Origin of the sequence: Actinocrinis sp. (genome assembly GCF_035653575.1) — a bacterium.
In the GTDB taxonomy this organism is placed as follows: Bacteria; Actinomycetota; Actinomycetes; order Streptomycetales; family Catenulisporaceae; genus Actinocrinis.
The window spans coordinates 1-23,042 of sequence record NZ_DASRBQ010000176.1 but is presented as its reverse complement, the minus strand read 5'-3'; the positions used below and the strand labels follow the sequence as shown (position 1 = coordinate 23,042).

General features: G+C 69.2%; 15 protein-coding genes. 10 read left to right on the top strand and 5 right to left on the bottom strand.

Annotation, left to right across the window (positions count from 1 at the left end):
* Positions 1-2 precede the first annotated feature (2 nt).
* The gene (locus VFA06_RS23825) at positions 3-2,135 is read right to left on the bottom strand and encodes a phosphocholine-specific phospholipase C (RefSeq protein WP_324842933.1); all 2,133 of its coding nucleotides are present in this window, start codon (positions 2,133-2,135) and stop codon (positions 3-5) included.
* Between the two features lie 190 nt (positions 2,136-2,325).
* Here VFA06_RS23825 and VFA06_RS23820 point away from each other — a divergent pair, with 190 nt between their 5' ends.
* Entirely contained in the window at positions 2,326-3,375 is a 1,050-nt protein-coding gene (locus VFA06_RS23820) for a LacI family DNA-binding transcriptional regulator (RefSeq protein WP_324842932.1), read from the top strand.
* 18 nt (positions 3,376-3,393) lie between these two features.
* Here the strand turns inward: VFA06_RS23820 and VFA06_RS23815 are convergent, their stop codons facing one another.
* Entirely contained in the window at positions 3,394-3,726 is a 333-nt protein-coding gene (locus VFA06_RS23815) for a helix-turn-helix domain-containing protein (RefSeq protein ID WP_324842930.1), read from the bottom strand.
* A gap of 90 nt (positions 3,727-3,816) precedes the next feature.
* On the opposite strand from VFA06_RS23815, the gene VFA06_RS23810 reads away from it, so the two are divergent.
* Entirely contained in the window at positions 3,817-4,479 is a 663-nt protein-coding gene (locus VFA06_RS23810) for an NADPH-dependent F420 reductase (RefSeq protein ID WP_324842929.1), read from the top strand.
* 521 nt (positions 4,480-5,000) lie between these two features.
* Here VFA06_RS23810 and VFA06_RS23805 read toward each other — a convergent pair.
* Complete coding sequence (locus VFA06_RS23805; RefSeq protein ID WP_324842928.1) at positions 5,001-6,053, bottom strand: LacI family DNA-binding transcriptional regulator; 1,053 nt, start codon at positions 6,051-6,053, stop codon at positions 5,001-5,003.
* 99 nt (positions 6,054-6,152) lie between these two features.
* On the opposite strand from VFA06_RS23805, the gene VFA06_RS23800 reads away from it, so the two are divergent.
* Positions 6,153-9,626, top strand: a complete 3,474-nt coding sequence (locus VFA06_RS23800; protein WP_324842927.1) for a discoidin domain-containing protein — start codon at positions 6,153-6,155, stop codon at positions 9,624-9,626.
* A 72-nt stretch (positions 9,627-9,698) separates the two neighbouring features.
* Here VFA06_RS23800 and VFA06_RS23795 read toward each other — a convergent pair whose 3' ends face one another.
* Positions 9,699-12,212 carry a glycoside hydrolase family 3 C-terminal domain-containing protein gene (locus tag VFA06_RS23795; RefSeq protein ID WP_324842926.1) on the bottom strand — a complete coding sequence of 838 codons (2,514 nt, stop codon included), beginning with the start codon at positions 12,210-12,212 and terminating at the stop codon, positions 9,699-9,701.
* A gap of 452 nt (positions 12,213-12,664) precedes the next feature.
* On the opposite strand from VFA06_RS23795, the gene VFA06_RS23790 reads away from it, so the two are divergent.
* The 7 genes from VFA06_RS23790 to VFA06_RS23760 all read left to right on the top strand — a co-directional run bounded on the left by VFA06_RS23790 (position 12,665) and on the right by VFA06_RS23760 (position 21,685).
* Positions 12,665-13,693, top strand: a complete 1,029-nt coding sequence (locus VFA06_RS23790) for a LacI family DNA-binding transcriptional regulator (protein ID WP_349260323.1) — start codon at positions 12,665-12,667, stop codon at positions 13,691-13,693.
* Between the two features lie 300 nt (positions 13,694-13,993).
* Entirely contained in the window at positions 13,994-15,676 is a 1,683-nt protein-coding gene (locus VFA06_RS23785; protein ID WP_324842924.1) for an ABC transporter substrate-binding protein, read from the top strand.
* A 152-nt stretch (positions 15,677-15,828) separates the two neighbouring features.
* Positions 15,829-17,040, top strand: a complete 1,212-nt coding sequence (locus VFA06_RS23780) for an ABC transporter ATP-binding protein (RefSeq protein ID WP_324842923.1) — start codon at positions 15,829-15,831, stop codon at positions 17,038-17,040.
* A complete protein-coding gene (locus VFA06_RS23775; protein ID WP_324842922.1) occupies positions 17,037-18,017 on the top strand; it encodes an ABC transporter permease in 981 nt (326 codons plus the stop codon). The genes VFA06_RS23780 and VFA06_RS23775 overlap by 4 nt, the downstream gene beginning before the upstream one ends.
* Before the next feature lie 3 nt (positions 18,018-18,020).
* On the top strand, positions 18,021-19,079 hold the full coding sequence (locus VFA06_RS23770) for an ABC transporter permease (RefSeq protein WP_324842921.1): 1,059 nt from the start codon (positions 18,021-18,023) through the stop codon (positions 19,077-19,079).
* Between the two features lie 65 nt (positions 19,080-19,144).
* Positions 19,145-20,176 (top strand): ABC transporter ATP-binding protein, encoded by a 1,032-nt coding sequence (locus VFA06_RS23765; protein WP_414639954.1) that lies wholly within the window; start codon positions 19,145-19,147, stop codon positions 20,174-20,176.
* 75 nt (positions 20,177-20,251) lie between these two features.
* Positions 20,252-21,685 carry a GH1 family beta-glucosidase gene (locus tag VFA06_RS23760; protein WP_324842919.1) on the top strand — a complete coding sequence of 478 codons (1,434 nt, stop codon included), beginning with the start codon at positions 20,252-20,254 and terminating at the stop codon, positions 21,683-21,685.
* Positions 21,686-21,777: 92 nt separating this feature from the next.
* Here the strand turns inward: VFA06_RS23760 and VFA06_RS23755 are convergent, their stop codons facing one another.
* Entirely contained in the window at positions 21,778-22,749 is a 972-nt protein-coding gene (locus VFA06_RS23755) for a phosphotransferase (RefSeq protein ID WP_324842918.1), read from the bottom strand.
* Between the last annotated feature and the right edge of the window lie 293 nt (positions 22,750-23,042).

The window sequence follows — 23,042 nt, the reverse complement described above, 5'->3', positions numbered from 1 at the left end:
GGTCAGCCGGTGACGCTCGCCTTGCCGTTCTCGATGTGACCGGCGAAGCGCCGCACGTACGCCGGGTCGGCCGAGATGGTCACCGACAGGTCGTACCAGCCGTGCGCCGTCCGCAGCGGGTCGAAGCGCAGCGTCTCGTGCTCGCCCGCGGCCAGCCACACTGTCGTGGACTTCTCCGCGCCGCCGTGCCCCGCCTCCCGCGGAAGCAGGTCCCGCACGCTCAGCTCGACATCGGCACGGGTCCGGTTGCTCGCGGTCAGCCGCAGCTCGCCGTCCTGCGCCACGTCCGCGGTCACCTCGACGCCCGCGCCGCTGGTGAGCGTGTTGCCGGCGAAATGGGTCAGGAAGCCGTTCGGGCCGTGCACTGTCACGTCATAGGGTCCTGCGACAGCCAGATCGATCGGGCCCGCGTTGCCGCGCGGCGCCACGTCGTACCCGGTCATCGTGACTCCCGATCCCTCCGCCTGGTAGACCTGCAGGTGCACCGAGCCCGCGCCGCCGTTCGCGAGACCCAGCGTCAGCCGCGTGCCGCCCGCACTGAGCCGCGCGTTCGCCGTGGGCTGATACGGCAGCGCGCGGGCCGGACGAGTGCCAGGGTCCTGCCTCGGCATGCTCTGCGCGCCCGGCGCCGGAGGCGTCCGAGCCGGCAGGCCCGGCTGCGTCTGGTCGGCTAGCTTACGCAGCATCGAGGTGTCGGGCAGCACCGGAAGCGTCAAGTTTCTGCGACCGAAGTCGAAAGCTCCGGTCAAGTCCGAGCACACCACGCGCCGCCACGCCGAGATGTTCGGCTCGCGCACGCCGGTCCAGCACTCCAGGAACCGCAGCACCGAGGTGTGGTCCGCCACCGCCGAATCCACCCAGCCGCCGCGCGACCACGGCGAGATCAGCGTGAGCGGCACGCGCGGGCCGAGGCCGATCGGCAGTCCGCCGACGAACTCGCCGGGGGTTCCGGTCGGCGCGGTGGCCGGTACCACGTGGTCGAAGAAGCCGTCGTTCTCGTCGTAGGTGATCAGCACGACCGTGTTGCGCCACAGCTTCGGGTCCGACCAGATCGCCTCGAGCATCGTCTGGGTGTAGGCGGCGCCGTCGACCGGCCGCGCCGCCGGGTGCTCGCAGTAGCCGTACGGAGCGACGACCCAGGAGACAGCCGGGAGCGTGCCCGCCTTGATGTCCGCGATGAAGTCCGACAGCACGTGCTTGGTGCTCTTGCCCTGGCCGGAATCCGGCTGCCAGGTCTCGAAGACGCCGGCGCGCTCGGCGAGTTGCCGGACCTTCGGGTCCGAGGAGGCCAGCGCGTCGTGGTAGGCGCGGAACAGCCACAGCGGATTGTCGCCGTAGTCGCCGACGAAGGGGTGCCCGGACGGGTCGTCGCCGACCTCGTTGTTCGCGTAGACCCGCCACGAGATCCCGGCCGCCTGGAGCCGCTCGGGGTAAGTCGTCCAGCTCAGCACCGGAAGATAGTCGTCGGGGTTGTAGATGATCGGGCCGCCGGCGATGCCCTCGGGGTCGATCGTGCCGGTCCACAGGTACAACCGGTTCGGCGTCGTCGGGCCCTGAATCGAGCAGTGGTAGGCGTCGCTGATGGTGAACGCGTCGGCGAGCGCGCGATGGAACGGGATGTCCGTCTCGGTGAAGTAGCCCATCGTCATCTGCGACTTGGCGGCGATCCACTGGTCGTATCGCCCGCTGTCGTAGGCCGCGTGGGTGCCGGTCCAGCTGTGGTCGAGGTCGCCGAGATCCTGGCCGTCCACCTTCCGCGTGTCTACGTGGAAGGGCAGCAGGTAGCCGCCGTCGGTGCGTGTGGCGGCAGGCTGGTGGAACACGTCCCGGCCGGTGGGCAGTTGCAGGGCCGCGCGGTCGCCGAAGCCGCGCACGCCGCTCATGGTGCCGTAGTAGTGGTCGAAGGAGCGGTTCTCCTGCATCAGGATCACGACGTGCTCGATCTCGTCGAGCGAACCGCGCCCGGCCGGTTCGGCGAGCGCTTCGGCCATCGCGGGGGCGAGCAGCGGCAGCGCCCCGGCCGCCGCGGCGGTCCCGGCGGCCGTGCCGAGGAAGCGGCGGCGGGACAGTGGTGGTGCTGGCTGGGGTGATGCTGGCTGGGATGAGTCGGTCGCGGGGCGGCGTGAATCGGGCATGGGTGGGCTCCTGTGACCTGTGGTGCGGATATCCACCGCACACCAAATCGACGGTCCGTGGCCTCCAGGTGTCGCCGCCGGTAATGCCGGGCGAAGAGCGGCTGACGGTCCCTGCAGCGCGCTGCAAATCGTTGACAACGGCAACGGAATCCTTGCAGCCACTTGCAATGCGGTGCGCTATTCTTGCGGCATGTCGCGAAGGCTTGCGGAAGTGGCGAAGAAGGCCGGGGTCAGTGAGGCCACGGTCAGCCGGGTCTTGAACGGCAAGCCCGGGGTGGCCGAGGGGACCCGCGCCGCCATCCTGACGGCGCTGGACGTGCTCGGCTATGAGCGGCCTACGCAGCTGCGCGGCGAGCGGGCCCGGCTGATCGGGCTGGTGCTGCCGGAGCTGCAGAACCCGATCTTCCCCGCGCTGGCCGAGGTGGTCGGCGGGGCACTGGCGCAGCGCGGCTTCACGCCGGTGCTGTGCACGCGCACCGCCGGCGGGCTGTCCGAGGCGGACTACGTCGAGATGCTGCTGGAGCAGCAGGTATCAGGCGTCGTGTTCGCCGGGGGTCACTACGCGGAGGCGGACGCGCCGCACCAGCACTACCTCAAGCTGCTGGAGCTGCGGCTGCCCGTGGTCCTTGTGAACGCGGCGGCCGAGCACCTGGACTTCCCGCGCGTCTCCACGGACGACGCGGTCGCGGTCGAGCAGGCGTTCGGCCACCTCGCGGCGCTCGGACACGAGCGCATCGGCCTGATCCTCGGCCCGGCGGACCACATGCCCTCGCGCCGCAAGCAGGCGGCGTTCGAGACGGCGGCGGCGAAGAGCGGCCTGGCGTTCGAGGCCGACTGGATCGAGCGCGCCATGTTCTCCCTGGAAGGCGGCCAGGCGGCGGCGTCGCGGCTGATCGCCCGCGGCATCACCGGAATCGTCTGCGGCAGCGACCTGATCGCCCTCGGCGCGGTCCGCGCGGCGCGGCGGGCCGGCCTGCGCGTCCCCGACCAGATCTCAGTGGTCGGCTACGACGACTCCTCGCTGATGAGCTGCACCGACCCGCCCCTGAGCACCGTGCGCCAGCCGATCGAGGCGATGGGCCGCGCCGCCGTCGCGATGCTCGTCGGCCAGATCGAGGGCGCGACCGTCACCGCCGACGAGCTGCTGTTCGAACCCGAACTCGTCGTGCGCGGATCCACCGGCCCCGCCCCGGCGCAGGCTGCGGCGGCCGGCGCGTCATCGGCGGCGGCTCGCGGCTGACCGCGGTGCGTCCCCGGGTCATGCGGCCTGATTCTCTGCTGCCCACTCGGCCAGATGAGCCAGCGGGCCGCTAGCGAAGGACGCCCCCAGCGCGGTGAGTTCGTAGACAGCGGCGTCACGCCCTGAGCTGCGGGGCGTCTTTGTGGCAAGGCCGCGCGAGGCCAGGCGCCGGAGCGACTCGGTCAGCACCTTGTCGCTTGCCCCAGCGAGGCGCTCCAGCAGAACGCTGCGTCGGGTCGGCCCCATCCGCAGCGCCGAGAGGACCAGCGGGTCCCACGCATGATTGATGAGTTCGACCGCGGCTCGTACGTGACAGTCCGAGACGAAAGTCTCGCAGCCTTCTTCATTCACCGGCCCAGCCTCGCATCTCGCCCCTACCGGTTGGTAGGAGGCGGTCTCCTAGCGTCGTGGTGACACCTCACCAGGCGAAGGAGAGCAAAGGTGAAGATCGGACTGCTGGGGACCGGAAACCTTGCGGTGGCGCTGGGAAAAGCATGGACGGGCGCCGGGCACTCGATGGTGGTCACCGGCCGTAGCCCCGAGCGGGCGAAAGCCGCCGTGGAACAGCTCGGTGCTTCTGCGACGGCGATCGAACCGAATCGGCTCGCCGACCAAGCCGACGTCGTCGTGGTTGCGGTCTCATGGGCCGGCCTGGAGCACGCCCTGCGGCTGGTCGGCGGTCCCGATGGCAGGCTGGCGGGGAAGACCGTCATCGACTGCACCAACCCTGTTGACTACACGACCGGGCGGTTGCTTGTGGAGACGGGATCGGCCGCTGAACTTGTCGCCCGGATCGCGGTCGGCGCCCACGTAGTCAAGGCGCTGCATTTGTTCGCCGGCGCATCGTGGCCCTTCGCCGGCGAGCTGGGTTCCTCACCGGTCGTCGCGATGTGTGGCGACGATGCCAACGCCCTGGGTCAGGCTGCGGTGCTGATTGGCGACCTCGGAGCGCGCAGCGCGGTGTTGGGCGGGCTCACCGCTGCCCCGCAAGCCGAGGAAGCTGCCGGGTTCGTGATGCGCGTCGTCACGGCTGGCGCAAACCCGCGTTCTGCAGTCCCGGACGTGGATCCGGCCCTTCATGGCGCGGGAGCGGCGGACCGATGATCGCTGCTGGCCGTGGATGCCCGGGCGCCGCCGGGCCGCGAAGGGAACGACGGCGCGCGCACACTGCTCCGCCTTGCGATGTACGCGCGCCGCCGGACTTACTTCGCGGAGTGATTTAACTCGTGGGCGCCTTTCGCGTCAAGAGCGTCGCACGAATGTAACCGGTTCCGTAACCGGTTGCGCAAAACGTCAGGGGCGTCGTTCCCGCTTCGATGCAGCTCAGCTGCGTAAGCGGTCCGCAGTCTGCGTTTACTGATCATCTTGAGTGTTCGCGGCCCGCGTGAGTTCGAGCGCGGGCGTTGACAGAACCGAGCGGCGGCGGAAACATTTGCTGGCGGAGAGCGCTCTCCAATTGACGCGACGGCGGGTCCGTCCGCCGCTGTGCGCTTTCCGAGCCCGGTCGGCTGGAGGCTCCGATGAGAGACGGCAAGGCCCTCGCACCACCGCCCGGCCGTTCGCCGCGACCTTCGGCCCGGCCGTGCCCGCCACAGCCGGGCACGTCTCGGCTCTCTCCGTTCCCGCTACGCGGACTCGCGCACGACCAGCGTCGGCTCGAAGATCACCGAGGTCGGCTTGCTCTGCGGGTCGTCGATTCGGGCCAGCAGCAGCCGCGCCATCTGCGCCGCCATGTCCTCGAGCGGCTGGCGGATCGTGGTGAGCGGCGGGCGGCTCATCTGCGCGGCGTTGCTGTCGTCGAACCCGACGACCGCCACGTCCTCGGGCACTCTTCGCCCCGCGTCGCGCAGCGCCAGGACCGCGCCCAGCGCCATCAGGTCGTTGGCGACGAAGACGCCGTCGATGTCAGGGTGCTCCTCCAGCAGCTGGAGCATCGCCCGCTCGCCGGTCTCCTGGGTGAAGTTGCCCTCGACCGACGGCACGTACGCGTGGCCGTGCCGGGCCATCGTGTCCCGGAAGCCGGCCAGACGGTCCTGGCTGGCCGGCATGTCCAGCGGACCGGAAATGGTCGCGACCCGCCGGCACCCGCGCGCGATCAGGCGCTCGGCGGCCAGTTTCGCCCCCGCGCTCTGCGCCGCGTCGACGTAGCTGATCGGCAGCGGCTTGGCCGGGCGCTGGGAGAGCACCGCCGGCAGCCCGGCGTCCGTGAGCAGGCCCGGCAGCGGGTCGTCCACGTTGGAGGAGATCAGGATGACCCCGTCCACGTGCCCTTGCTTGAGGTAGCCGATCAGCTGCGTGCGCGCGGCGTCGTTCTCCGCCAGCATCAGCACCATCGTGACCCCGCGTGGCCGTAGCACGCCCATGATTCCGCTGACCAGCCGCCCGAAGAAGGGGTCGGTGAAGATGCGGCCGAGGAAAGGGTCGTCGAAGGTGCGGTGCTCGGCCTCGGAGACCACCAGCGCGACGGAGTTCGTCCGCCGCGTCACCAGCGACCTGGCCGCCTGGTTCGGCACGTAGCCCGTCTGCTCCACTGCCGCGCGGACGATCTCCTGGAGCTGTGGATCGACGTTGCGGATGCCGTTGATCACCCGGGACACGGTCGCGCGGGACACCCCGGCGACCTTGGCGACGTGCTCCAGCGTGGGCGTGGCGCCAGGAGCGAGGCGGTCTTTGCTCATGCGGACATTTTTGCATACCCGCCTGGAGAGCGCTCTCCGGTTGGCGGACTCACCTTCCTGCCCCGATTCGCAGACACCCACCCGTATCAGGAGTGATCAATGATCAGCGCTGGTTCGAAACCGCCGATAGCGCGCCGCAGGCCACCGCTGCACCACCTCCCCCGACCGGCGCAGGCCTTGTTGCTCGCCCTGATCTCGCTCGGGCTCGCGGCCTACGCGCTGATCGCGCCGGCCGCCGGAGTCGCGCACGCCGCCTCGACGCTGCTGTCGCAAGGCAAGCCGGCGACGGCGTCGTCCAGCGAGGGAGCGGGTTACGCGGCGTCCTACGCAGTCGATGGGGACACAGGCACGCGCTGGTCGTCAGCGTTCAGCGATCCCCAGTGGCTCCAAGTCGACCTCGGCTCGTCGGCGACCATCACGCAGGTCACGTTGAACTGGGAGGCGGCTTACGCGACGGCCTTCCAGATTCAGGTCTCGAATGACGCGACCAATTGGACGTCGGTCTATTCGACGACGACGGGCTCCGGTGGGACGCAGACGCTGAGTGTGAGCGGTAGCGGTCGCTATGTGCGGATGTACGGCACGGCGCGAGCTACCGGCTATGGCTACTCGTTGTGGGAGTTCCAGGTATACGGGACGTTAGGTTCGTCGCAGCCGAGTTGCGGTACGACGAACATCGCGCTGAATCAGCCCGCAACGGCCTCATCGACCGAGGCCGCAGGCGCGGGATATGCGGCCTCGAATGCGGTCGATGGGAACACGGGCACCCGCTGGTCGTCGGCGTTCAGCGATCCCCAGTGGCTTCAAGTGGACCTAGGCAGCACGCAGTCGATCTGCCAAGTCACGTTGAACTGGGAGGCGGCCTACGCGACGGCTTTCCAGATTCAGGTCTCGAATGACGCGACCAATTGGACGTCGGTCTATTCGACGACGACAGGAACTGGCGGGACGCAGACGCTGAATGTGAGCGGTAGCGGGCGCTATGTGCGGATGTACGGCACAGCGCGAGCTACCGGCTACGGCTACTCGTTGTGGGAGTTCGAGGTCTTCGCCGGCAGTGGTAGCGGCGGCGGTAGCCCGTCGCCGTCACCGAGCCCGACCGGTTCGCAGCCGACCTGGTCTACGGTCTGGAGCGCCAACCTGTCCGGTGCCGCAAACAGTGCTCCGCCCTCGACCGACTGGATCGAGGACACCGGCACGAGCGCGCCCGGCGGCCCGGCGAACTGGGGCACCGGCGAGGTCGAGACCATGTCGAACTCGACCAGCAACGTCTACCTCGACGGCGGCGGCCACCTGAACATCACCGCCCTGAACAACAACGGCGCCTGGACCTCCGGCCGCATCGAATCGCAGCGCAGCGACTTCGCCGCGCCGGCCGGCGGGATGCTTCAGATCTCCGCCTCGATCAAACAACCCAACCCGGCCAACGGAATCGGCTACTGGCCTGCCTTCTGGACGCTCGGCGCGGGCGACCGGACCGGCGGCACCTGGCCGGCCGTGGGCGAGTCCGACATCATGGAGTCGGTTAACGCACGTAGTCAGGTCTCCGGAACGCTGCACTGTGGTGTCGCCCCGGGCGGCGCGTGCAACGAGTACAGCGGACGTACCAGTGGCCTGACGTACTGCGCAGGCTGTCAGACCTCGTATCACACATACTCGGAGATCATCGACCGCACCAGGTCCGACGAGCAGATCCGCTGGTACGTCGACGGCCAGCAGTTCTGGCAGGTCAGCGAATCCCAGGTGGGGGTCGCGACCTGGCAGGCCGCGGTGGACCACGGGTTCTTCATCATCTTCAACCTCGCCATCGGCGGCTCCTTCCCCAACAACGACTGCGGCTGCACCTCGCCGAACGTGCAGACCTCCTCCGGCGGCACGATGAGCATCGCGTCCGTGACCGTGCAGCAGGCGCCAGGTACCGCGCCCCCGCCGCTGACCACTCCGTCGGCCCCGGCGAGCAACCCGAGCGTCGTGAAGGTCACCGGCTCGCAAGGCAACTGGAGCCTGTCGGTCAACGGCGCACCGTACTACATCAAGGGGGTGACCTACGGCCCGCCCACCGCGGCCGCGAGCACCTACCTGCCCGACCTCGCATCGATGGGCGTGAACACGGTGCGCACCTGGGGCACCGACGGCACGACACAACCGTTGCTGGACGCGGCGAACACCAGCGGCATCAAGGTGATCAACGGATTCTGGCTGAATCAGGGCCAGGATTACGTCGGTGACACGACGTACAAGACCAACACGCTCAACACGATCATCCAGTACGTCAACCAGTACAAGAACAACGGCGCGGTGCTGATGTGGGACGTCGGCAACGAGGTGCTGCTCACGTTGCAGAACACGTACTCAGGTACCCAACTGGAAGCCGAGCGGAACGCCTACGCCCAGTACGTCGAGCAGATCGTGCAGGCCATCCACGCAGCCGACCCGAACCACCCGGTCACCTCGACCGACGCCTGGGTCGGCGCCTGGCCCTACTACAAGGCCAACACACCCGACTTGGATCTGCTCGCGGTGAACTCCTACGGAGCCGTGTGTAACGTCCAGTCCGCGTGGAATAGCGGCGGATACACGAAGCCTTACATCGTGACCGAGTCCGGTCCGGCCGGCGAATGGGAAGTGCCCAACGACGCCAACGGCGTGCCACTGGAGGACACCGACCAGGCCTCCGCGGCCGGATACGCGAGCGCCTGGAGCTGCATCACCGCGGCCAAAGGTGTCGCTCTCGGCGCGACGCTGTTCAACTACGGGCTCGAAAACGACTTCGGCGGAATCTGGTTCAACCTGGTCACCGGCGGCTGGCACCGGCTCGCCTACTACACCGTCAGCAACATCTACGGCGGAACCGCCACGGCGAATCAGGCCCCGGTCATCGCGAGCATGACCGTGAACAACGCCTCGGCCGTACCCGCCGGAGGAACCTTCACGGTCAACGTGAGCGCGAGCAGCCCGACCGGCGCGCAACTGCGCTACGGAGTCAACCTGAGCAGCAAGTACATCGACTCCGGCACGGCTCTGCGCGGCGCGACCTTCACCGCGAACGGCGGCACACTCACCATCACCGCTCCACGCACCATCGGAGTGTGGAAGGTGAACGTGTACGTGTACGACGGACAGGGCAACGTCGGCATCCAAACCGCGTCGTTGAAGGTCGTGCCGCCGACCGTGAACGGCACGAATGTGGCCCAGGGCAAACCGACCACCGCGTCCTCGTATCAGAGCACGGGCACCGGCGCGCCCTTCCCGCCGAGCAACGCCACCGACGGGAACCTCGCCACGCGCTGGGCCACCGACTGGAGCGACCCGCAGTGGATCCAGGTCGACCTCGGCCAGACCACGACGATCAAGCACATCCAGCTGGTCTGGGAGAACGCCTACGGGCAGGCCTACCAGATCCAGACCTCGAACGACGGCACGAACTGGACGACGATCTACTCGACCACGACCGGCATCGGCGGAGTCGACGACTTCGACGTCAGCGGATCGGGACGATACGTGCGGATGTACGGCACCGCACGCGGGACCACGTACGGCTATTCGCTGTACGAGTTCGGGATCTACTCGTAAAGCGAGCACGGAATCGGGCCGCCGGTCGCGCAATCGCGACCGGCGGCCCGGTCCTCAGCCGTGTCCGCCGTCTCAGTCCACGGCGATGGTCGCCGCGAGAGGCAGGCTGCCGGCCGAGTTTCCGGCCAAGACGGTGAACTCACCCGGTTCGGTGCTCCAGCACCCCGCCGAGACGGACCAGTGCTGCAGCGCTCTCGGCTGGACGGCCACCGGAACCGTCACCTCCTCGCCGGGCTGCGCCTCCACGAGTGCGTACCCGGCCAGCCAGCGCGCGGGCCGATCGAGCGCGCTCTCCGTCCGGCTCAGATACACCTGAACGACCTCGCGACCCGTTCTGTGGCCGCTGTTTCGCACCGTCACGTGCACGGTGAACGGCTGGCCGTGCTCGACCTTCCGCGGCACGCGGACGCCTTCGTAACGCCACGTGGTGTAGCCGAGGCCGTGGCCGAACCAGAACAGCGGGGGAGCGGGCAGCCTGTCAGCACCCTGCCCATCAGACCTCTGCGGACGCTGCAAACGCTGCGAACGCAGCCACGCGCGGTAGCCGATGTGCAGGCCCTCGTCGTAATCGAGCACGCCCTTGACCGGCGCCGTGTCCAGGATCGGCACATCGGCCGCGGCCGCGCCCCAGGTCGTCGGCAGCCGGCCGGTCGGCTCCGCGGCGCCGAAGAGCACGTCCGCGATCCCGGCGCCGGCCTCCTGCCCCGGGAACCAGGTCAGCAGCACCGCCGGCACGTCCTCGAGCCACGGCAGCAGCACCGGACCGCCCGAGTTCACCAGCACGACGGTGCGCGGATTGACCGCCGTGACCGCCGCCACCAGCTCATCCTGCCGCCCGGGCAGCCCGAGCTCGGCGCGGTCGAAGCCCTCGCTCTCGATCTCGTCCGTCGTGCCGACCACCACGATCGCCGCGTCGGCGGACTTCGCCAGCGCGACGGCCGCCGCGAGTTCGTCCTCGCTGTCGCGGCGCGGCGGATCGGCGGTCAGCGCCACCGCCAGCCCGGTCGTGGGGGAGAGGCGACGGCGTGCCACCAGCTCGACGGGGATGCCGGGCCGGGTGTGGAGTGCCGCCTGTCGGAAGGAGGGCGAGACGTGCACGTAGGTCGGATCGTCGGATTCCGGCTGCACAAGTTCGTCGATCAGCACTCTGCCATCGGTGCTCAGTGAGACCTCGCCGAGGCCGACCACACCGACCTTCCACGTGCCGCCGACGTCGGGCAGAAACCGTGCGCTCACCTCGACGAATTCGGCCTCCAGCGACGCGGAGTCGACCGAGGGTTCGAGGATCCGGCCGCTCAGCCGCCGCTCGCTGTGCACCTCGGCGCCATCGGCATCCAGGTAGCGGACGCGGACGCCGGGCTCGCCGGTTAACGGATCGACAGAGTTCTGCGGCGTGAGCGGAGTCGGCCGAACCGACACGTGCACGCCGGCTGCGTATTCGACCTTTGCGATATCGGCCAGGGCTGCGCGGATCCCGTCGAGGGGCGTGACCGTCGTTGCCGGAAAGACGCTGGCGCTGCCGCCGCCCTGAATGCGCGCCGTCGCGGCATTAGGGCCGATCACAGCGACGCTGCGCAGGTCCGCACGGTCGAGCGGCAGCAGGTTCTCCTCGTTGCGCAACAGGACACTGCTACGAGCGACAGCGTCGCGCAACAAGGCGCGAGCTTCGGAAGCCGACAACGGGTCGAAGTCACGCGCGTTCTCCGGCGTCGCGCGGTCCGCTGTGTCGAGCGCGCCGACCCGCTGCGCGAGCCGGAAGATCCGGCGCAGCTTCTCGTCGATCGCCGACTCCGGGACCAGCCCGTCGCGCACGGCGGCCAGCAGCGGCTCGCCCCAGTGCGCATTGGGACCAGGCATCGCAAGATCCTGCGACGCGAGTGCGGAGTCGACCGTCGAGCGCACCGCGCCCCAGTCCGAGATCACCAGGCCGTCGAAGCCCCATTCGCCCTTCAACGGCTCCGCGAGCAGCGGACTCTCGGACATAGTCGTGCCGTTGACCGAGTTGTACGCGGACATCACGGTCCACACGCCTGCGGCCACGGCCGCCTCGAACGGGGCCAGGTACACCTCGCGCAGCGTGCGTTCGTCGACGCGCGCGTCCAGGGTCAGCCGTTCGGTCTCACTGTCGTTGGCCACATAGTGCTTCGCGGTCGCGGAGACTCCGCCGCTTTGCACGCCCCTGATATACGCCGCGCCGATCCGCCCGGTGAGCAGCGGATCCTCAGAGAAGCACTCGAAGTGGCGGCCGCCCGCGGGAGAGCGGTGCAGGTTCAGGGTGGGGGCGAGCAGCAGGTGCACGCCCTTGCGGCGTGCCTCGCCGGCGAGCACTTGGCCCAGCCGCTGCACCAGCTCCTCGTCCCAGGTGGCAGCCATCGCGGTCGCCGAGGGCAGCGCGAGCGCGGTGTCCCGCTCGTCCCAGCGCTCGCCGCGCACGCCGATCGGTCCGTCGGAGGCGATCATCGCGTGCAAGCCCGCGGCGGGCTCGGCCGCGGTGCGGAACACCGACGCGCCTGACAGCAGCCTGATTTTCTGGTCCAGGGTCAGCGCGGCGATCCGCTGGTCGAACTGGATGCTGAGATCGCTCACAGCCGAGCGATGCGAGGGGAGCGAGGACTCGCGCCCGGGTTGCCCGCTCCCGTCAGAGGGTTTTTCGCCCGAGTGCTCCGAGTACCCATACCCCGAGTGCTCTTCGCCCTCCGCGTCGAGTCGGTCGCCGTTGTGCGCGCCCAGCATCCGCGTTCCCTTTCCTCCCGGTCCCGCCCGGCCCGTTGGAGAGCGCTCTCCCCCGTGCAGGTTCCCGGTCTGCGCGGGCCGCTGTCAAGGGTCCGGGCGAGGCTTCCGGAAACGTTGCCGAATCCGCACACCGTTACCCGGCCGTAGTGTTCGGGGTCTTGACTGGATTGCCGCGGCCCTGTTTCATACCAGCCACGGAACCGGTTCCGGAATCGGTTCCGGGCTCGGCCCGGACCGTCCGGACCTGCGATTGCGCAGGTCGAGCGCGCTCAAAACCCTGACAACGAGGTGAGGAGGTGACCGCCGTGCCGATCACGATGGCCGACGTCGCCGCCCGCGCCGGCGTCAGCAAGACCACGGTCTCCCGGGTGCTCAACGGCAAGGGCGAACTCGACCCGTCGACCGCGGCGCGGGTGCGCCGGGTCATCCAGGAACTCGGGTACGTGCCGAGCGCCGGGGCGGTAAGCCTGGCCCGCGGGCGTACCCGTGTGCTGGGCATGCTGGTTCCGTCGCTCAGCTGGCCGTGGATCGGCGAGGTCCTGCAGGGCGTCGCCGACGCGGTCGAGGAGGAGGGCTACGGCCTGCTGGTGTTCAGCTGCAGCAAGGGCGAGCAGTCGCTGCAGCGCTTCGCGTCGCAGGCCTCTGCCAAGTCCTTCGACGGGCTGCTGGTCATCGAGCCCGAGGGCACCCTGGAGTTCATCGCGGGACTGCACCGTGGCGGCTTGCCGGTCGTGCTCATCGACGACCGGGGCCACCAGCCGGAGTTCCCCTCGGTGGGCACCACCAACCGGGCCGGGGCGCAGGAGGCCGCGCGCCATCTGCTCGCGATCGGCCGCACCCGGCCGATCGTGGTCAGCGGCCCGGAGGACCTGGGCTGCACCCAGGAGCGGCTGGCCGGTTTCGCCGAGGTCTACGCCGAGGCCGGGCTGCCGCTCGAGCCCTGGCGGGTGGTGGACGGCGACTTCAACTTCGAGGGCGGACACGCCGAGATCGGGCGGCTGCTCAAGGCCGGCCGGCTGCTCAAGGCGACCGACCCGGGGTTCGACGCGGTGTTCGCGCACAACGACCTGTCCGCGGCCGGGGCGATCCAGGCGCTGCGCGAGGCCGGACTGCACGTGCCGAAGGACGTGGCCGTCGTCGGCTTCGACGACGTACCGCAGGCTTCGTACACCGACCCGCCGTTGACCACGGTGCACCAGCCGCTTCGCGAAATGGGCGAGACCGCGGCCCGCGCGCTCATGGGCCATTTCGACGGAACTCCGCTCACCGTCGACCCGATCGTCCTGCCCACCACGCTGGTCCTCCGGGGCTCCACCGCGGCGCAGAGCGCGTAACACGGCACGACCCGCTACACAGCAAGCTGATACACCCGCACAGCACGATCACCAACCCCGCACAATCCCGCACCGCACGCAGCACAAGCAGTCAGCACCGCGATAACCGCACGACAGATCCGAATGCTCGAATCCACTGCTCCGCTCAGCAACGCATGACAAGTCAGGCGGGGACGCGCCAACGCCCCCACCCGACCCGTCACACACCGCTTCCGGCGCATGCCAGGCGCCGGGGCGGCAGCCCCCATCCGTACGGCGAGCCGCACTCCACAGTGACAAGCCACGTCGAAATGAGGACCCATGCGTGTGAACCGCTCAATCACCGCCTTCCTCGCGGGCAGTATGGCCTTGGCCACGCTGACCGCTTGCGGCGGCAATTCGTCGGGCACGTCGAACGGCGGAAAAACCAGCGCGTCCGGCGTTCTGAACATCAGCATGCCCGACGGAGCTTCCGAGAAGGATAACAACAACCCCTACCTGGCCACCTCGGCGTCCGCGCACCTGGGCTACCGGTACGTCATCTACGAACCGCTGGCGATGGTCAACCTGACCGACCCGAACTCGAAGCCGACCCCGTGGCTGGCCACCGCGTGGAACTTCGCCACCGACTACAAGTCGGTCACCTTCACCGTGCGCGACGGAGTCAAGTTCTCCGACGGCTCCGCGATGACGCCCGACGACGTGGCCTACTCCTTCTCGATCCTGAAGCAGTACACGGCGCTGAACTCCAACGCCCTGCCGATCAACACCGTCAGCGTCTCGGGCAACCAGGTGACCGTCACCTTCACCCAGTCCGTGTACGTGATCCAGGCCAAGGTGCTGTCCACCTTCGTGGTGCCGAAGAAGATCTGGTCGGCGATGAAGGACCCGACGACGGACACCGTCACCAACCCGGTCGGCACCGGCCCGTACACGCTCAAGACCTTCACCCCGCAGACCATCACCCTCGACGTGCGCAGCAGCGGCTACTGGCAGGCGCCGCCGAAGGTCGGCGAGCTGCGCTACAGCACCTACACCGGCAACGACACCGAGACCCAGGCGCTGGTGACCGGCGCGACCGAGTGGAGCTACGTCTTCATCCCGGACGCCAAGACCGTCTTCGCCGGCCGCGACCCGCACTACAAGCTGTGGTTCCCGCCGTCGCTGAGCGCGGACGGCCTGTGGTTCAACACCACGGTCAAGCCCTGGGACAACCAGTACCTGCGCCAGGCCGTCGGCATGGTGATCAACCGAGCGGACATCTTCAACGAGGGCGAATCAGGCTACTTCAAGCCGGAGATCGACAACGTCACCGGACTGCCCTCGCCCGCCGGCGACAGCTTCGTCTCCGCGCAGTACAAGGGCGTCAACGGCCAGAAGACCGCCGCCGACGCGAAGGCCCTGCTGACCGCGCACGGCTTCACCTACAACGGCAGCACCCTGATGGACCCGAGCGGAAAGGCGGTCACCCTCACGCTGACCGACCCGGCCGGCTGGAGCGACTACCAGACCGATCTGTCGATCATCTCGGACAACCTCAAGTCCATCGGCATCGCCGCCACCATCGACAAGGCCGACACCGACGCGTGGTTCAGCAACATCGCCACCGGCAAGTTCCAGGCCGCGATGCACTGGAGCAACGGCGGGGCGACCCCGTACGACATGTACGAGAACATCATGGACGGCGCGGCCCTGGTGCCGATCGGCCAGGCGGCCAACTCGGGCAACTACGGGCGCTTCAACAGCCCGCAGGCCACCCAGGCGCTGCAGCAGTACGCCAACGCCACCGACGACGCCACCCGCACCAACGCGCTGAACACGCTGGAGCAGATCATGGTGGAGCAGGCGCCCATGATCCCGACCTCGGCCGGGAACTACGGCGCCGAGTACTCCACGAAGCACTGGACCGGCTGGCCGGACGATTCGAACTCGTACATGCCGATCCAGCCGACGCTGACCCAGTCGCTCGACGTGATCATGCACCTGACCCCGGCCACGTCCTGACGATCTGAGATCAGGTCACCCGAGCCGGCCGGACTCGGCCGCACTCCGAATTCGGCCGCCACCGCCCTCGCCTCGGGCCCCGCACCCTTCGCGGAGCCCGGGGCGCAGGGCCGGACGGCGGGTGACGCGGCGATCTTCCAAGGAGAAGCACGATGACGACGCTGAGCGAGACCTCCTCGCCGGCGGGCGGGGCTGCCGAGGTAGTCCTGGAGGCCGAGGATCTGACCAAGCACTTCCCGGTGCGCCGGCAGCTGCGCGCGGCGTTCTCGGGCGAGCGCACGGTGGTCCACGCCGTGGACGACGTGACCCTGCTGCTGCGCCGCGGCCGGGTCACCGCGCTGGTCGGCGAGTCCGGGTCGGGCAAGTCGACTGTAGCCCGCCTGCTCGCGCAGCTCTACCCGCGCACCGGTGGCGCGATCCGGCTGCACGGCACGGAGACCACGGTGCGCGGCGGACGCAAGTTCCGCGCGTACAGCGGCCGGGTGCAGATGATCTTCCAGGACCCGTTCGCCTCGCTCAACCCGGTGCACACGGTGCGCTACCACCTGACCAGGGCGCTGCGCGTGCACAACCGGGTCGGCCGCGGCCGGGAGGAGACCGAGGCCGCGCTGGCGGATCTGCTGACCAAGGTGCAGCTCACCCCGCCGGAGCGGTACATCGACAAATTCCCGCACGAGCTTTCCGGAGGCCAGCGCCAGCGGGTCGCCATCGCGCGCGCCCTGGCCGCGGGGCCGGAGGCGCTGCTGGCCGACGAGCCGGTATCAATGCTCGATGTCTCCATCCGGCTCGGCATCCTGAACCTGCTGCGCGATCTCAAAGAGCAGATGCACCTGGCGATCCTGTACATCACGCACGACATCGCGTCGGCGCGCTACTTCGCCGACGAGACGCAGGTGATGTACGCGGGCCGGATCGTCGAGGGCGGAGACAGCGAGAGCGTCACGCAGCAGCCGGCGCATCCGTATACCAGGCTGCTGATCAACTCCGCGCCGGACCCGGACCGGATCGCCTCCCACGCCAACGGCAGCGCCTTGAACGGCAGTGCGCAAAACGGCAGCGCCTTGAACGGCAGCGCCTCCCCGGCCGATGAACCGTCGGTCGACGAGGGCACCGGCGAGGTCGCCAGCCTGATCCATCCGCCGAGCGGCTGCCGGTTCCATCCGCGTTGTCCGCACGCGATGGACGTGTGCACCGTGCAGGTCCCGCCCCGGTTCACCGTCGGCGGACCTGCGTCGCAGAGCGCTGAGCCAGCCGGGTCCGCCGATTCCGCGAACCCCACGCACTGGGCCGCCTGCTGGCTCTACTCACCCGAACACGCCGACGGCGGCGCCCACACCAACGGCGAGGCAGGTGCGGCAGCATGAGGTACTTCGCCCAGCGTCTCGCGTTCTACCTCTTCACCGCGTGGGCCGCGATCACCATCAACTTCTTCGTTCCGCGACTGACCCCGGGCAACCCGGTGGACTCGCTGATCGCCGAATATCAGGGCCAGATCAGCACGCAGGCGGTGCACTCGCTGACCGTGCTGTTCGGCCTGGACAAGCAGCAGGGCATCTTCCAGCAGTACATCTCCTACCTTGGGCAGCTGCTGCGCGGCGACCTGGGCATCTCCTTCCACTCCTTCCCGACCCCGGTCTCCACGGTGCTGGCGCAGAGCCTGCCCTGGACCATCACCCTGGTCGGCGTGGCGACGATCCTCAGCTTTGCCATCGGCACGCTGCTCGGTGTCGTGGTCGGCTGGCGGCGCGGCAGCCTGGCCGACCTGCTGATGCCGATCACCACCTTCTTCGCCTCGATCCCGTACTTCTGGCTGGCGCTGCTCGCGATCGCCGCGTTCACCGGCGTCAACAGCTTCCTTCCCTCGGCAGGCGGATACGACCCGGGCCTGATCCCCGGCTGGAACGGCGCGTTCGTCGGCAGCGCTTTCAAACACAGCCTGCTGCCTGCGGCGACCATCATCGTGACGTCCGTGGCCGGCTGGCTGATGGGCATGCGCAACATGGTGGTGACGGTCAGCAGCGAGGACTACGTGACCGTCGCGCACGCCAAGGGACTCTCCGAGCGGCGGGTCATGCTCGGGTACGCCGCGCGCAACGCGCTGCTGCCGAGCGTGTCAGGGTTCGGAATGGCCCTGGGCCTCGTGGTCGGCGGCACCTTCCTGGTCGAGTACGTGTTCTCCTACCCCGGAGTCGGCCTGGAACTGGTGTCCGCGATCGGGCAGAAGGACTATCCGCTGATGCAGGGCATCTTCCTGGTCATCACGCTCTCCGTGCTGGCCGCCAACTTCCTGGCCGACCTCGCCTACATGGCGCTGGACCCGCGTACCCGAAGGGAGGGCTGACCGATGGCCGTCACCGCGCCCGGCGTGGACGCCGTCACCCCGCAGGAACCCGTCGCAGGCTCGGCCGCGGCGACCCCGCGGCGGCTGCGCATGCGGCTGCTGTCGAACCGGAAGGTGGCCGTGGGCCTGGCCATCCTGGCCGTGTTCCTGCTGATCGCGATCATCGGGCCGCTGATCGCCCCCTACGACCCCTCGCAGCGCAGCAGCGACATCCTGCAGGGCCCCTCGGCCAAGCACTGGTTCGGCACCACGCACATCGGCCAGGACATCTTCAGCCAGGTGCTCGACGGCACCCGCAGCGTCATGTTCGTGGGCTTCTTCGCCGGAGTGGTCGCCACCATCGTCGCAGTGCTCTTCGGCGTGACCTCCGGCTACCTCGGCGGGGCCGGCGGCGAGGGCCTGTCCGCGGTCTCCAACGTGTTCCTGGTCATCCCGGCGCTCCCGCTGATCATCATCATCACCACCGCGATCCCGACCGGCGGCGACTGGGTGGTGGCGCTGGTCATCGGGCTGACCTCGTGGGCCTGGGGAGCCAGAGTCCTGCGAGCCCAGACGCTCTCGCTGCGCCGAAGAGACTTCGTCGAGGCCGCCCGCGCCGCGGGGGAACCGGTGTGGCGGATCGTGATCTTCGAGATCCTGCCCAACCTGACCGCGATCATCGCCTCCTCCTTCGTCGGCACCGTGATCTACGCGATCATGACCGAGGTCGCGCTCGCCTTCATCGGCGTGCAAGGGCTCTACGAATGGAACTGGGGCGCGATCCTGTACTGGGCGCAGAGCCAGGAGGCGCTGGCCATCGGCGCCTGGTGGTGGTTCGTCCCGGCCGGTCTCGCGATCGCGCTGCTCGGCACCGCGCTCTCGCTGCTGAACTTCGGCATCGACGAACTGGTCAACCCGAGACTGCGCAGCAGCGGCAGTGCCACGGTGCGCGACTACACCGGCCGCAAGGTCCGCATGCGCGTCGGCTTCACCCCGGTCCTCGCGCACCGCGGTGAACCGGCTCTCGCGCGCGCCGCCGCGAGTCAGATCTCTGAAATCGACGCCGAGGACGGTGCGCGGTGACCCTTCACGTGGACGGACCGGCCCCGGACCGCACGGATCCCGGTGACTCGGTCGCGGAGAACAGCGTGCTGGAGATCTCCGGCCTCAGCGTCGACTACGGCGTCGGCGACCGGGCCGTGCGCGCGGTCAGCGAGGTGAATCTGACCCTGCGCCGCGGCGAGGTGCTCGGCCTCGCCGGGGAGAGCGGCAGCGGCAAATCCACCCTCGCCTACGGCCTGACCCGGCTGCTCCCGCCGCCCGGCGTGGTGGCCGACGGCAAGGTCGTCTATCACCCTGGTGACGGCTCGGAGCCGGTCGACGTGCTCGCACTCAGTCCCGCCGGACTGCGCGAATTCCGCTGGGCGCAGACCTCGATCGTCTTCCAGGCCGCGATGAACGCGCTCAACCCGGTCGACAAGATCTCGACTCAGCTCACTGACGTGCTCAAGGCGCACAAGCCCGAGCTCGGCCGCGCCGAGCGCCTGGAACGCGCGCGTGAGCTGCTCGGCCTGGTCGGCATCCCGGCCGACCGGCTGGACAGCTACCCGCACCAGCTGTCCGGAGGCATGCGGCAGCGGGTGATGATCGGCATGGCGTTGGCGCTGGAACCGCGCATCGTCATCATGGACGAGCCGACCACCGCGCTGGACGTGGTGATGCAGCGCCAGATCCTCGGGGTGTTCAGCCGGCTGCGTAAGCGGCTGGACTTCTCAGTGATCTTCATCACCCACGACCTGTCGCTGCTGGTCGAGTTCGCCGACCGGATCGCGATCATGTACGGCGGCCGCATCGTCGAGGAGGCGCCCGCCGCGCAGATCTACCGCGATCCGCTGCACCCTTACAGCGACGGCCTGCTGCACTCGTTCCCCGCGCTGCGCGGCCCGCGCCGGGAACTGGCGGGCATCCCCGGCTCGCCGCCTGACCCGCGCTCCCTTCCTTCGGGGTGCTCGTTCCACCCGCGCTGCCCCAAGGCGTTCGACCCGTGCTCGCGCGAGATCCCGGTGCTCGGCGCGCCCGGTGACCCGCAACAACACGGCGAGCGCACCGTTGCCTGCTGGCTGCACCCGGTCGCCTCGGGAACGCCCGCAAAGCAGTCCGCCGCCGACAGCACGGTCTGAACGCGTCGAATTTCACAGCGAGCATCAGCGCCCTACGACGGGGGAACGGTGCCGCGCGCCTGAAACAGGAGAATCATGGACACCACTGCCGCGACGGCGGACGCCCGCGTGACGACCCGTTACGACAGCACCATCGACCGCTTGCCGGCCACCTTCCGGTGGGGCACGGCGACCTCCGCGTACCAGATCGAAGGGGCCGTGGACGCGGACGGGCGCACCCCCTCGATCTGGGACACCTTCTGCCGCGTGCCCGGCGCGGTCGACAACGGGGACACCGGGGACGCCGCCTGCGACCACTACCGCCGGATGCCGCAGGACGTGGCGCTGATCCGCGAGCTGGGCCTGGACGCGTACCGGTTCTCCATCGGCTGGCCGCGCGTGCAGCCCGGAGGTAAGGGCCCTGCGAACCCGGCCGGAATCGCGTTCTACGACCGGCTCGTCGACGAGCTGCTGGCCAACGACATCGAACCCTGGGTCACCCTGTACCACTGGGACCTTCCGCAGGAGCTCGAGGACGCCGGCGGCTGGCCGAACCGCGACACGGCCTACCGCTTCGCGGACTACGCAGAGCTCGTATACACCAGGCTCGGCGACCGCGTCGCGCACTGGACCACGCTCAACGAACCGTGGTGCTCGGCGATGCTCGGCTACGTCGAAGGGGTGCAGGCCCCCGGACGCCGCGACTTCGCGGCCGGCATGCACGCGATCCACCACCTCCTGCTCGGCCACGGGCTCGCGGTGGAACGGCTGCGCGCGGCGAACCAAGGAAACCCGCTGGAGCTCGGCATCACGCTCAACCTGAGCACCGCGAAGCCCGCGACAGACTCTCTCGCCGACCTCGAAGCCGCCCGCCGCGCCGACGGCCTCGGTACCCGCATCTACCTCGACCCGATCTGGCACGGCCGCTACCCCGAGGACGTGCTCGCCGACCTCGCGGCCCGCGACGTGCACCTCCCGATCGAGGACGGGGATCTGCGGACCATCTCCGCGAAGCTCGACACCCTCGGCGTCAACTACTACTTCAGCATGCGAAGCTCCGGAGTCGACGAGGACGGGCGCGATCGCGACGGCAACGGCCACCCGATCGGCCGCGGCGTGCTCTACGGCCTGCCGCAGACGGCGATGGGCTGGGAGATCATGCCCGACGACTTCGCGGAACTGCTCACCCGCATCGGCCGCGACTACCCGGGCGTGCCGGTCTTCGTCACGGAGAACGGCGCGGCCTTCCGGGACGAGCCGGACGCGACCGGCTTCGTGGCCGACCGCGACCGCATCGACTACCTCGCCTCCCACATCGCGGCGGTCCAGCAGGCGCGCGAATCCGGCACCGACATCCGCGGCTACTTCGTCTGGTCGCTGCTGGACAACTTCGAGTGGGCATACGGGTACGACAAGCGTTTCGGCATCGTCCGAGTGGACTACGCGACGCAGCAGCGCATCCCAAAACTCAGCGCGCACTGGTACCGCGACACCATCCAGCGCGTGCGCGGAGGCGCCGCAGCCGCGTAGCGCCGTGAGCCGCCCGGTCCGCCTCGGCGACGGGAAGTCGCTGCGGCGGACCGCGGGTTAGCAGCTTCGGCGCCGGTCACGTGCCCGGTTGACTACGACGAGAGTTCAGCTCGGCGCGACCACCAGGCCTCTGCGGCGGTCATTGCATTCTCGGCCTTGTGGATGTCGTTACCCACGAGCCCTGCGGTGGCAGCCCAGTGCAGGGGTATGAGGGCTAGAGCCGCGGGGAGCCATCGGTGCTCGTCACGAGTGAGCGGTTCGGGAGCCGTGCTTTCGTAGGCGTCGAGCAGTCGTCGCGGCTGGAGCGATTCGCCGTCCGGTGCGGCGTGGTGCAGGCTGGCCGCGATGTCGTACAGCCGCTCCCTGACTCGCGCGAAATCCAGGTCGAAGGTAGCCCATGAGCCGTCTGACAGCTCTCCGGCGTTGGCTATTTTGTAGTCCCCATGAATGGGAGCGCGTGGCAGTTCGACCTGCTTGCGGAGTTTGGAGAGCTCGCCAGTTAGTTGGCGCATCCGAAGCACGAGCGGTTCGCTGCGGGGTCCGAGCCTGCGGCGTGTGAAGCCGACCGAGTAGCGCAGTTGGCCGAAGGTTCTGTGGTCGTCGAGGGGTTCGGGCGCACTGGGCTCCCAGACTGCCTTGAGCGCCGTGTGAAGGCGTCCGAGCTCCTCGAATAGGCGCACGTAGGAATCCTCGTTCGCAGGTGGCCGCACGTGGTCGATGAATTCCTCAGTCTCGGCCCAGCGATCTGCGACCTTCAGCAGGTCGCGGCCGGAACTCGGAATCGGCCGAGCGACGCGAGCTTGCGTCCGCTGGAGGCGCTCGCGCAGGCGCCGCAGTCCCGCGACCCGCCCGCGGCGGACCCAGGGTCTGTGAATCCGAAGGACAATCGGCGGCTCAGCGTCTATCCGCAGGTTGAGATTGAACTCACCGCCGAGGTCTGCCCATCCGGCCCCGCTCGCGACGCGGGCGATCAGGGCCGAGACGGCCGGGTCATCCGGACTAGCTCTGGGTCCGAACCAGCGTGGCAAGGGAGGGGGAGAGATCGAAGCTTTGCTTTCGGTCATGGCAATGGCCCTCCGACGCACCCGACGAAGGGTCAGCCAGCGAACCCATCCTCCTCGACGCGCGTCGATCGTGCCACGCATTTGCCGTTGCAGGCGCGGCGCGAACGTTGCCCGGCGCGGTGAACTCGCGCGGAGCACTAAGGTGACGGGCGGCTAGCGGAGCGGCCCGGAGGGACAGCGCAGCGTTCAGGGCGCAGCCCGTGCGCGGCAGCGCCCTGAGTCCGTGGAGCGGGCGAGCCGCTAGGCGAGGGCGCGGAGCGGGGCGGGCAGGTGGGCCAAAGCAACCACGAGCC